At 34.7% G+C, this 12,293-nt stretch carries 10 protein-coding genes; 1 reads left to right on the top strand and 9 read right to left on the bottom strand.

Annotated features, from left to right (window positions below; translation table 11 throughout):
* Window positions 1-36: 36 nt before the first annotated feature.
* From VGE71_RS06520 to VGE71_RS06535, 4 genes are all read right to left on the bottom strand, one after another.
* Window positions 37-1,053 (bottom strand): M28 family peptidase, encoded by a 1,017-nt coding sequence (locus VGE71_RS06520; RefSeq protein WP_331137600.1) that lies wholly within the window; start codon window positions 1,051-1,053, stop codon window positions 37-39.
* Window positions 1,054-1,061: 8 nt separating this feature from the next.
* On the bottom strand, window positions 1,062-2,063 hold the full coding sequence (locus VGE71_RS06525) for a DUF3667 domain-containing protein (protein ID WP_331137601.1): 1,002 nt from the start codon (window positions 2,061-2,063) through the stop codon (window positions 1,062-1,064).
* A 44-nt stretch (window positions 2,064-2,107) separates the two neighbouring features.
* Window positions 2,108-2,881 (bottom strand): dienelactone hydrolase family protein, encoded by a 774-nt coding sequence (locus VGE71_RS06530; RefSeq protein WP_331137602.1) that lies wholly within the window; start codon window positions 2,879-2,881, stop codon window positions 2,108-2,110.
* Between the two features lie 109 nt (window positions 2,882-2,990).
* A complete protein-coding gene (locus VGE71_RS06535; protein ID WP_331137603.1) occupies window positions 2,991-3,443 on the bottom strand; it encodes an Lrp/AsnC family transcriptional regulator in 453 nt (150 codons plus the stop codon).
* A 223-nt stretch (window positions 3,444-3,666) separates the two neighbouring features.
* On the opposite strand from VGE71_RS06535, the gene rocD reads away from it, so the two are divergent.
* Entirely contained in the window at window positions 3,667-4,920 is a 1,254-nt protein-coding gene (gene rocD, locus VGE71_RS06540; protein WP_331137604.1) for an ornithine--oxo-acid transaminase, read from the top strand.
* 99 nt (window positions 4,921-5,019) lie between these two features.
* Here rocD and VGE71_RS06545 read toward each other — a convergent pair whose 3' ends face one another.
* From VGE71_RS06545 to VGE71_RS06565, 5 genes are all read right to left on the bottom strand, one after another.
* Window positions 5,020-6,633, bottom strand: a complete 1,614-nt coding sequence (locus tag VGE71_RS06545) for a sulfatase-like hydrolase/transferase (protein WP_331137605.1) — start codon at window positions 6,631-6,633, stop codon at window positions 5,020-5,022.
* Between the two features lie 195 nt (window positions 6,634-6,828).
* Complete coding sequence (locus VGE71_RS06550; protein WP_331137606.1) at window positions 6,829-7,542, bottom strand: thioredoxin domain-containing protein; 714 nt, start codon at window positions 7,540-7,542, stop codon at window positions 6,829-6,831.
* Window positions 7,543-7,552: 10 nt separating this feature from the next.
* Window positions 7,553-8,611, bottom strand: a complete 1,059-nt coding sequence (locus VGE71_RS06555) for a sterol desaturase family protein (RefSeq protein ID WP_331137607.1) — start codon at window positions 8,609-8,611, stop codon at window positions 7,553-7,555.
* A 239-nt stretch (window positions 8,612-8,850) separates the two neighbouring features.
* A complete protein-coding gene (locus VGE71_RS06560; protein ID WP_331137608.1) occupies window positions 8,851-10,767 on the bottom strand; it encodes an arylsulfatase in 1,917 nt (638 codons plus the stop codon).
* A 34-nt stretch (window positions 10,768-10,801) separates the two neighbouring features.
* Window positions 10,802-12,274 (bottom strand): RagB/SusD family nutrient uptake outer membrane protein, encoded by a 1,473-nt coding sequence (locus VGE71_RS06565; RefSeq protein ID WP_331137609.1) that lies wholly within the window; start codon window positions 12,272-12,274, stop codon window positions 10,802-10,804.
* Window positions 12,275-12,293 lie beyond the last annotated feature (19 nt).

A 12,293-nucleotide genomic window follows, 5' to 3' on the forward strand; every position in this document is an offset into this window, starting at 1 on the left:
AAACCTCTGTTACTTTGTCCCTTTGAACCTTTGTAACTATTTTTTATCAACTACCGGTCTATTTTCTCTATTGGCCAAATCCCAGGCAAGAACGAAAGCCAGTTTAGTTCTTTTTGTTAAAGCATCGTATTCGATTTTTTCTGCAGTATCATCTTTTCCGTGGTAATCTTCGTGTACACCATTGAAAAAGAAAATAGAAGGAATGCCATGTTTAGCAAAGTTATAGTGGTCAGAACGCTCGTAAAAATGATTAGGATCTTTAGGATCATTAAATTTGAAATCCAAGTCCATTTTGATGTATTTTTCATTTTGAGCTACAACAGCATTGTGTAAGTCAGATGATAATCTATCAGCACCAATTACATATACATAATTGTTTGTGTTTGAATGCTCGACATCACGACGTCCAATCATATCGATATTGATGTCTGCAATTGTGTTTGCAATTGGAAATAACGGATTTTCAGAATAGAAACGAGAACCATGTAAACCATGTTCTTCGCCCGTTACATGAAGAAACAAAATAGAACGTTTTGGTCCACGTCCCTGTTTTTTAGCTTTTGCAAATGCTTTTGCCATTTCCATAACGGCTACAGTTCCTGAACCGTCATCGTCAGCTCCGTTGTAAACTTCTCCATCTTTAATTCCAACGTGATCATAATGAGCCGAAATAACTAAAATTTCGTTGGGTTTTTCTGATCCTTCAATATAAGCCCAGATATTCTCAGAATCAGGTAAGTTTTCGTTTCTTCTTGCGTTTAAGAAAGCTGCCGGAATATGTTGATAGTAATCAGAAGCTCCTTTTGGATAAGAAATGCCGTTTTTCTTATATTGATCAATCATATAAAGACCTGCTTTTTTCTGTCCTTTTGATCCTGTTTCACGACCTTCCATTTCATCTGATGCAATCGTGTAAAGCATTTTCTTTAAATCTTTTTCGCTAATAGCTTTAACATATTTGGTTGGGTCCGAATTGTCTTTGGATGCTGTAGACTGCGCAGTTTTACAAGAATACGCAGAAACAACAAGTAATAAAAGGAGTAATTTTTTCATTCCTGTGGTTAGTGTAAATTAATAAATGTGTAAAGAACGTATAAAGAAAGTAAAAATATAATAAAAAGAGAATTTATTATAAAAAGAAAGAAACTTTTTACAAAAGATACTGCTCTAGACTCTCCGTAAAAACGATGATGTGCTGGATAAAAGTAGTAACACATCCAAATTGTACCTACAAAGTTTGTAATTCCCGAGATGAAAGACATCGGACTGTCTTCACCAAATAAACCAATCAATCTGTCAATAATAAACATGATTAGAAAAATCAGTAAGAGAAAAGAGAAATAATGAAGCGTAAAGATTCCGTGATCAAAATAATACCATTTCTTTTTGTTGTGAAAAAGCCACAAGAAAAAGGCAAAAAAAGGCATAATGATAAATAGAATTTTAGGAAGATTGTGAAAAAAGGATTCTATAAATTTTATGATTATTTCTTTTTTGGTATATTTTTCAGTAACGTGAACTGCTTTTTCATAAACCCAGTACGATGTTGCGTTTAACTTTTCGCTTTCTTTTCCATATTTTTGAATGGAATCAATTTCCTTCATACTTTTTAATTGAAAATAGGATTTGTCCAATGTTTTCGACTTCAAATATGATTTTTCATTCCAGTTTTTCTTTTCTTTATTAATTTCTTTTTCAAACTTCGACGTGATTTCTTTGTCATTTTTCGTTAAGTCTTCGCTTATATTACTTGGAAATAAAGCAATTAAAAGAAAGGTAATAAAACTAATAAAGATATAAAGTCGAACTGGCGCCAGATAAGACAATCTTTTTCCTGAAAGATATTCTTTGGTAAGCGTTGAAGGCTTGAAAAGAAGATTTTTTATCGTTTTCCAAAAAGCGTTTTCGTAATGTGTTAAATCTTCAAAAAAGTGAATAAATAAATGATGAAAAGTTTTTCGGCTGTCACTGTTTTCTTGTCCGCAATTTGGACAGAATTTTTGTTCTACAACATGCCTGCAATTTAAACAAGTTTTATCTTCTCTAATTTTACTATGTGACATCGGTTTGGTTGGATTAATTTGTTTTTGGCGGTTTTTGTGTGGTATTATTTCTTTAAAACTTCATTCAGGAATAGTTGTAAATGATCAAAAGAACGTTTTGCTGCAACGGCATTATACGCTGCTCCTTTAGAATTATCACTTCCTGCTTCTGGATTGGTAAAGGAATGAACAGAATTAGCATAATAAATCATTTGCCAATCTGCTTTAGAATCACGCATTTCTTGTTGAAATGCTGTAATCTCGTCTTTCGGAACAAATGGATCATCGGCTCCATGGCAAACTAAAACTTTTGTATTTATGTTTTCTGTCTTTCTGCTGGCATCTTTTCCTAAACCTCCGTGAAATGAAGCTACACCTTTTAGATTTAAATGGCCTCTTGCAGCTTCCAGAACTCCAGTTCCTCCAAAACAATAACCAATTGCTACAATGTTATCGGCATTGGCTCCGGCTTTTATTAATTCCTGTAAAGCGGTATTGATGCGTTTTTGATAGGCTTCATAATTTGTTTTATAAAAGCCAGCTTGTTTTCCTGCTTCGCCAGTATTTTTTGGATAATTTCCTTCTCCATAAATATCGGCGATAAATACATGATAGCCTAGTTTAGATAATTCTTCGGCAATTCCTTTAGAAGCATTATCAATTCCAAGCCACGCTGGTAAAAGTAAGATTCCGGGATTGTTGGTGCTTTTTTTAGCAGATTTGATAAATAAGCCATTCAATTGCTGACTTCCTTCGCTATATTTTACTGGTTTTAATTGCGCATTCATAAGGTTGGAAAATAAGATTGCACTGAATAAAATTAGTACGTGATTTTTCATAATTTGGTAATTTTTAACAAATATCAGAAATATTATGTTACAAAAAAACCTCACAAGTAAATTATTGTGAGGTTTATAACGAATATGATGTTTTGGTAAAAACAGTTTTTTATAAGGAAATATTTCTTTTAAAAGCACAGCCTAATTCTACAATCGAATCGGTTTTGGCAATGCCGGGAATGCCGTCGATTTTTTCATAAAGAATACGACGCATGTGTTCATGATTTTTGGCAATTATTTTAATGTATAAAGTAAAAGAACCCGTAACGTAATAACATTCTGTGATTTCAGGAATTTCTTTAAGTGCTTCGATAATACGATCAGAATCTGAGTCTTTGTTTAGTGTGATTCCGGTAAAAGAAGCCCAATCGTAACCAATTTTCTTTTCCTGAATAATAGGTTTTATGCCGCCAATAACGCCTTGTTCGATCATTCTGTTAATGCGTTGATGCACCATTGTATTTGATATTTTCAAATTAGTTGCAATTGCAGAAAAAGCCATTCTGCCGTCTTTTTCTAATTCTTTAATAATACTAATATCAAATTCGTCTAGTAATTCCATTCAATAATAAGCTTTTAAAATCTGTTGATGATGATTTATAAAAGTAATTATTTTTTTTAATAATTAATCACAAAAGACTATTTCTCTTAAAATAAATATTGCTTTTTTAAAAGCGTTAAAATGTGATTTTTGACTTTAATTTTGTTATTTTTAAGTCAAAATATAAAATTTAACTCTCGATTAATTTAATTTTTAATATTTTTGTCAAAATAAAAAGCAGATTATGATAAGTACAGAAAAAGCACTTTCGTCAAAATCAGAAGTTTTGATTGAAAAAGAGAATAAATACGGAGCCCACAATTACCATCCGCTTCCTGTAGTTTTGGAGCGTGGAGAAGGAGTGTACGTTTGGGATGTAGACGGTAAAAAATATTATGACTTTTTATCGGCTTATTCAGCAGTGAATCAAGGGCATTGTCATCCGAAAATTGTGAATGCAATGGTCGAACAGGCTCAAAAACTGACTTTGACTTCTCGTGCTTTTTACAATGATAAATTAGGAAACTACGAAGAATACGTAACCCAATATTTTGGTTTTGATAAAGTACTGCCAATGAATACAGGTGCTGAAGCAGTAGAAACAGCGCTTAAAGTTTGTAGAAAATGGGCATACGAAGTAAAAGGAATTCCTGAAAATCAGGCACAGGTTATTGTGTGCGAAAATAATTTCCATGGAAGAACTACTACGATTATCTCATTTTCGAATGATGAAACAGCACGTAAAAACTTCGGACCTTTTACAGACGGTTTCATAAAAATTGAATATGACAATTTAGAAGCTCTTGAAAACGCTTTAAATTCATCTAAAAATATTGCTGGATTCTTGGTTGAACCAATTCAGGGTGAAGCAGGAGTTTATGTTCCTTCTGAAGGTTATTTAGCGAAAGCGAAAGCACTTTGCGAAAAACACAATGTACTTTTTATTGCAGATGAAGTTCAAACTGGAATTGCACGTACTGGAAAATTACTAGCAGTTCATCATGAAAATGTACAACCGGATATTCTAATTTTAGGAAAAGCAATTTCTGGCGGAGTTTACCCAGTTTCAGCGGTTTTATGTAATAATGAAATCATGAATGTAATTAAACCAGGACAACACGGATCTACTTTTGGAGGAAATCCTGTTGCAGCAGCCGTTGCCATTGCAGCTCTTGAAGTAATTAAAGACGAAAAACTGGCTGAAAACGCAGAACGTCTTGGGGTAATTTTAAGAGACGGATTGAATAAAATTGCAGAAAAAAACGACTTAATTACGCTTGTTCGCGGAAAAGGTTTATTAAATGCAATCGTAATTAATACAGACGAAGAATCTGATTTGGCTTGGGAAATCTGCTTAAAATTTAGAGATAACGGATTATTGGCAAAACCAACTCACGGAAATAAAATCAGATTGGCGCCGCCTTTGGTCATGACAGAAGAACAAATTCAAGAATGTCTGGAGATTATCGAAAAATCTTTAAACGAATTTAGAAATTAATTATTTCTGACTATTGATAAAAAGAGGCGATTGTACAAAATACAATCGCCTTCTGTTTATAATTACCTAAAATATCAAAAAAAGTAACTATTTCTTTTGTCATAAATCGACAAAGTATTTCTGTTTTCCAAAATCGAATTCATAATAGGTTAAATTAGGCCAAAGCGGTTTGATCAACTCTTTTTCCCAATTTGTTAAAGCTGTTTGCAATTCTTTGACTTTTTCTGGATTTTTATGGGAAAGATCTGTTTTCTCAAATTTATCCGAAGCCAGATTGTACAACCATTTTTCATGTGTTTTACCACTAATAATCAATTTCCAGTCACCACTTCGAATTGCTTTTGCATCGCCCGAACGCCAGTATAAATTTTTATGCGCTATTTTATTTTTATTGACGGTTTCTACTAAATCAACTCCATCATAAGTTCTGTCTTTTGGTAAATCTGAATGAATGGCAGAAGCGATTGTAGTGAAGAAATCTAAAGTACTAACTGGTTCCTTATAAATGGTACCTGGTTTAATTTTTCCTTTCCACGAAAGTGCAAAAGGAACATTGATTCCGCCTTCAAAATGAGAAAATTTACCGCCTTTTAATGGGGCATTTGTTGTGGCAAATGTATAATCGGCTCCACCATTGTCGCTGGCAAAAATGATTAAAGTATTATCTTCTAAACCTTCTTTTTTTACTTTTTCACGGATTCTTCCAATCGCATCATCCAAAGCACTAATCATGGCAAAATACACCCGTTTGTTTTCGTCTTTTACATTCGGAAAACGATCGTAGTATTTTTTTCGTACCTGAAATGGCGTATGAGGCGCATTAAACGGAACATATAATAAAAACGGTTTTGTTTTATTTTTATCAATAAAAGCTTCCGCCTCTTCTGCAAACTTTTCAGTCAAATATTTCTTTTCATCAATAATCGTAGTATCTCTTCGAATTTGCCCAATTCCGACACGACCTTTACCCCAAATCATTTTATCGGTAAAATCTTTATGATGATGATTGATGATATCGGGATTATTATCTTCTGGAGCAAAAAGTGAAAATGCCTGATAAAATCCGTAATGATAATCGAAACCACGATCTAAAGGAAAAAATCCTTTATTGTGTCCCAAATGCCATTTTCCGATAATTGCCGTACTGTAACCTTGTTTTTTGGCTAAATCTGCAAAGGTAATTTCAGATTGTGGCAAACCTTGAGTTGCAATCGAAGCATCATTTGGATATTCTATCTTATCATTTAATCGCCAATTATTCGTATTCATTATATATTTGAAAGCATAATATTCCAAGTTGTTTTTCGGATAACGATCTCCCGGCTGATATTCATGACCGAAACGTTCCTGATATCTTCCCGTAATCAAACCTGCTCGAGAAGGCGAACAAATAGCAGCAGAAGCATAACCATTTGTAAAAGTAACTCCCGAAGCCGCCAAAGAATCAATTTGTGGAGTAGGAGTTGATTTTCCGCCATAGAGCGAAATATCATATTTTCCTAAATCGTCGGCTAGAAGAATGATGATATTCGGTTTTTTCTCCGTTGAAGTGTCTTTTTGTGCAAGAAATGCTGCTTTTCCTTCCACTAATTTTTCATTTGGTTTTATTAAAGTTCCATTAGTGTTAATCGGCCAAAAAAGAAATACTGCTAGAATGAGAAGCACTATTAAAATGGAAACAACAATTTTGGTTATTTTTTTATAAGTTGCCATATTTTGGTTTTTGGTTTATTTTTAATTATGACTTTATGTTTAGAATTTTTTAGTCCAGATTTGTCATTTCGAGGAACGAGAAATCACACGCGTTTCTCTACAAAGAAGGGCTTTCTTTTAACGGAATTTCTAGTGCGATTTCTTGTTCCTCGAAATGACAAACTGAAAGTCTTTCAAATATTTGTAGAAAAAAGATTATTTTGAAGCTAAAGCCACATCAACATCATTTTTTAAATCGCCTAAGCCGTCTTTTTTGAAAACGATTTTACCATTTTGGTAAAAAATTAAAGTTGGAAAGACCTTCACATTTTTTAAATCTGCAATTACCTGCGGACTTTCCTCTAGCTCAATTTCGATGATTTTCAGTTTTTCGCCGTATTGAGTTCGGAGGGATTCTAAAATGGGTTTTACGGTTTTACAAGTGGCACAATATTTTGAACCAATATCTACCAAAACGTACTCTTTGGAGGCAATGATTTTTTTATATTCTGCTAATGATAATTTACTTTTTAGATTACTGTAAAATGGTTTTCCACCGCCAATCCAATTCGCAATTCCGCCTTCGAGAATATATATTTCTGAGAAGCCTCTTTTTGATAATTCAGTAGATAAAAGACCACTTCTATAAGCTGCTATAGAATAGATAAATACCGGTTTTGTTTGATCTAAATTTGCTACTCTTTTTTCAAAATCTTCTGATTTTGTATTGAAATTTACAGCGCCTTCAATATGGTTTAGGGCAAATTCATCAGTACCTCTTGCGTCAATTATCTGCGGACTTTTTTGTGTTTTGATTTTTGAATAAAAAGCATCTAAAAGTACATTGGCACTTTGTCCCTGAGAAAAAACAACAATTGCCCATAAAAAGGCAATTGCTGTTAAACTGGTTTTTAAAATTTGATTTTTCATTGTAGCTCGATTAAACTTGTTCCAAAACTGGAGCAGGAGTTTCTTCAACAACAATTTCTTTAGGTTTTGACGGAAATGCCAAAACACCTTCGGCAAGAGAACTTCCTTCTTTTTTAGATTTGAATATCGGCCAAAGAAATTGTGCGTACCATTCTTCTTGTTTGTATGATTTTGTTCCAAATGTTTTTGGATATTTTCGAGTGATTAATGCGGTTCCGAAAATGATATCCCAAATGAAGAACATATTTCCAAAGTTTCCTTTAAAATGTCCAACCCCGTCTCCGCTGGTATCGGCGTGGTGTGCCTGATGCGTTGCAGGAGTAGAAATCAATCTTTCTAAAACCCAAGCAATTGGATGAAGCACTTTGTATTTGTAGAAAGGTTTATCCCATGGAATGCTTGAGTGCGCTCCTAATGTGATAAAACTTTTAATAACTAATACAAATAAAGCAGGAAGTCCTAAACCTAAATACGTTAAAGTCGCAGTCAAATAAATTTGAGAAAAGAAAACGGTGTAAATAAAGTTTTGTCTCGAAGCCATCGCCATTCCCATATAAGGAGCAGAATGATGTGTTCTGTGAAAACGCCATAAAAACGGAACTTGATGATGCAGTCTATGGTACCAATATTGCGTTAAATCATCGGCAATGGCGATTAGGAAAAAGCCTCCCCAAAATGGAACCCATGATAAAGCATTCGCTGCATTTGGTAATAAATAGGGTAAAGCCGTTAAGCTGAAAAAAGCAATGATTGGAGGCAGAATTAATTTTGGTGCCAAGAAAGAAACAATATCAATTTTTCGTTCTTCACCTGTCCATTCGTCATCGTATAAACCTGCTGCGAATTCGATTATTCCTAGAACAATCATAAATACGATTAATCCCCAAGATCTAATGTTTGCAAAAACAGGTTGTAGAAATTGTAAAAATGAGGGTACTGTTAAATGTGATTCGCTTACGGAGCTGCCTCCAAGTTGAAAATAAAGATATATTGCCAATACTGGCAGCGAATAAATGAAGAAACTTATAGTTAAGTCTCTTACTAATTTTTCTTTTTGAACTATTGCCATGATTTCTTATTTTAAAAATTGATTAATAATGGTTAATCCTCCAGCTAAAATGGCCAGCGGAACTAAAAACAAGATTATCCCAACGACAATCTTTTTTCCTATAATTTCATAATCTATTCGTTTCATATTGTTCGTTTTATTTCCTGCAAGGTTTTCAAAACCTTGTAGGTATGTTTTTTTTAGTTGTTGTGAATTGAAACCTACAAGGTTTTGAAAACCTTGCAGGAATCGAAAGATTATTAATTAGAACTTCCTCCAGGTTTTGTAGCCTGTTTGATTAAATCAGAAACGGTTTTTCCTTTGTCAGCTCCTGTATTATGAATTCTTCTGTTGTAAACATCCTGCCAGTCAATCAATGGGTAAACATTATTTTCTTTGGCTTGTTCATCAAATAGCTTTTGAAGTTCGGCCAGTTTTTCAGGATATTTTTTAGCCAGATTATTGCGTTCGTTAAAATCTTCGTTTAAGTTGTATAGTTCCCAAACATCAGTGTCGAAATTACTTGGCGCAGGTTTTTCGTTGTTTCCTATCGATTTTTTTACCGCAAAAGAATCTGGTAAATGCGCTGCCGAAGCTTTCCATCCATCTTTATAAATGGCTCTATTTCCAAAAATGTAGTAGTATTGAACTTTATGAAGCGATTCTGCTTTCGGATTGTCTAAAGAAGCCTTGAAAGTTGAACCTTGAATAATATCTTGTTTGATATTCTTGATGTATTCTGGAGCTTTAATTCCAGCAATATCCAAAGTGGTTGGTAAAATATCGGTTACGTGGCTGTATTGATTTCGGATGCCTCCTTTGTCTTTAATTCCGTTTGGATAAAAAACAATTAACGGGTTACGAGTGCCGCCTTCAGAATGTGCATCTTGTTTCCAGTTTTTGAAAGGTGCATTTGTCGCTTGCGCCCATCCTAAAGGATAATTGGTGTTTAAGCCTTTTGCAGTTCCGATTTCTCCGATATTATTCAAATTGCTTTGAAAATTCTCTTCATCCGTTTTTCCTTGAGAGAATAAACTTTGGCTGATTGTTCCTTGTAAAGTTCCTTCTTTACTCGCTCCGTTATCGCCAATTGCAACAAAGATTAAAGTATTATCAAGTTGTCCGCTTTGTTTTAAATAATCTACAACTCTTCCAATTTCATAATCAGTATATGTTAAGAATCCAGCGTAAACTTCCATAAATCTGGCATAGACTTTCTTTTGGTCTGGCGTTAATTTTTTCCATTCTGTAATTAAGGCATTGCGTTCTGGTAAAACAGCATTTGCAGGAATTACACCTAATTTTTTCTGGTTAGCCAATACTTTTTCGCGGTAAACATCCCAGCCTTCATCAAATTTTCCTTTGTATGGTTCAACCCATTTTTCAGCAACTTGATGAGGTGCGTGAACAGCTCCAGGCGCATAATACAAGAAAAATGGTTTTCCTGGCGCCGCTTTCTGTTGTTTCTGAATGTAACTGATGGCCTTATCGGTAATCAATTCATTCAAATGACGGCCATCAGGTTTAATATGAACTTGATCTTCCACCAAATCAGGATTGTACTGATCGGTCTGTGAACCTAAGAATCCATAAAAATGGTCAAAACCTTTTCCGGTTGGCCATCTGTCAAACGGACCTGCATCTGTAGCATCTTCGTCTGGCGTAACACCGTATTTACCAACTGCAAAAGTGTTGTAACCATTTTCACGAAGAATTTCTGCAATAGTTCCTTTATCAGACGGAATTCGACCATCCCAACCAGGAAAACCTGCTGATAAAATGGTATGCGAAAATCCGCTTACATGAACTCTTCCTGAGTTTCTTCCGGTCAACAAAGCCGCACGAGTGGGAGCACAAATTGCAGTGGTGTGAAAGTTGGTATAGCGTAAACCATTATTTGCCAAATTATCAAAAGTTGGAGTGCTAATTAAACCTCCGAAAGCACTTGCAGCTCCAAATCCGACATCATCTAACAAAATCCAAACAACGTTCGGAGCGCCTTTTGGTGCCGTTACAGGCTCTGGCCAATATTCTTTTGAATCTGCCAAAGTTTTCCCGATTGTACCTTTAAATTCTGTTTTTTCTTGTGCAATTCCCAATTGAGCAATTAGGACAGCAGTAATCAAAAGCCCTTTCTTAGAGCTTTTGATTGAAATGCTATTTTTAAAATTTTTCATGTTGTATAGTTTTTTTATAGTTAAAGGTTCTTGATTAATATCCAGGATTCTGAGGTAAACCGTCTGGATTGATATTTCTTTCGCTTTGCGGAATCGGATAAAGATTATTTCTTTCTGAAACAGAGTTTTTAGCCGTTACTTTTTTTACTTCGGTAACCAAAGTTCCCCAACGTACCAAGTCAAACCATCTTTGTCCTTCCTGAACAAATTCTTTTTTACGTTCTTCCTGAATTGCAGCTCTAAAAGTGGTTTGATTCAATCCGATTAAATCTATTGTTACATCAGGAGTTGTAATTGCCTTTCCGAAAGCTCTTCTTCTAACTTGATTGATTAATTCGTAAGCTTCTGGAGTTGGTCCGCCTTGTTCATTGATCGCTTCCGCTAAAGACAGAAGAATGTCTGCATAACGAATAACCGGAAAGTTAATCGCTACGTTTGAAGGCGTTGCCAGATTCGTTAAATCCAAATATTTCTTGAAAATTGGTTTCGGAAAAGTGTAAAGTGTACCCGTTGTCGGATTTAGCAATTGTTTCGCATAACTCACATCTCTTCGTTTATCTCCAGCAGCATAAATGTCATAGAATAAAGCTACGTCTGAGATAATATCTGCTGGTTCAGTAGCCGTAAATCCAGTAAAAGAAGTGGCTTGGAAAGTACTTCCGCTAGAACCATTTCCAGCTTGATTTGGCTCAAACTGAACAGAGAAAATATGCTCTTTTCCATTCTTTTTGGTTTTAGTGAAAATGTCCTGAAAATCTTCAAACAAAGCATAACCATATCCGCCATTAATTACTTCACGGGCTTTTAGAATGGTATTCGGCCAATCTTTTCTAGTGATATATACTTTAGCCAAAATCGCTTTTGCAGCTCCAGAAGTCGCGCGTCCAGCATCTGCAGCGCTATAAGTTGCAGGTAAACTTTCAGCATCTGTTAAATCTTTAATAATCTGAGCGTAAACTTCATCAACCGTGGCACGATTGGTTTTTAAATCTCCTAAATTGATTGAAGTTGCTTCGTGCAAAACAATCGGAACACCGCCCCAAAGACGAACTGCCTGAAAATACAAGAGACCTCTTATGAATTTAGCTTCATTAATTAATCTTGTTTTGATTACTTCAGAACCAGAAACTTTCGGAATATTATCAATAGCAACATTAGCTCTGTTTACTCCTGCATAAATTTGTCTCCAAGCTACCTGAACACGATCTGAAGTCGCATCATGAGTCAAACTGCTCAAAGCCCTAACTTGTGGATTCGTTGCAGAAACTCCCGCCGCGGCATAATCAGAAGCCATATCGGTTAAGAAATAAAGATTTCTTCCAAACAAACTTTGTTCACCTGGATCAAGGCTTAATGAAGCGTAAACAGCAGTTACACTCGCAACAGCATCATCTTGTGTTATAAAATAATTGTCTTCGGTTACAAAAGAGGCTGGTGTTACCTCAAGCTCCGTGCACGATACCAATAAACCGGCACTTAAAAGGAATGTTATAAGGATCTTTTTCATTTTGATATATTTTTTTACT

This window comes from Flavobacterium sp. (assembly GCF_036405015.1).
Taxonomy (GTDB): domain Bacteria; phylum Bacteroidota; class Bacteroidia; order Flavobacteriales; family Flavobacteriaceae; genus Flavobacterium.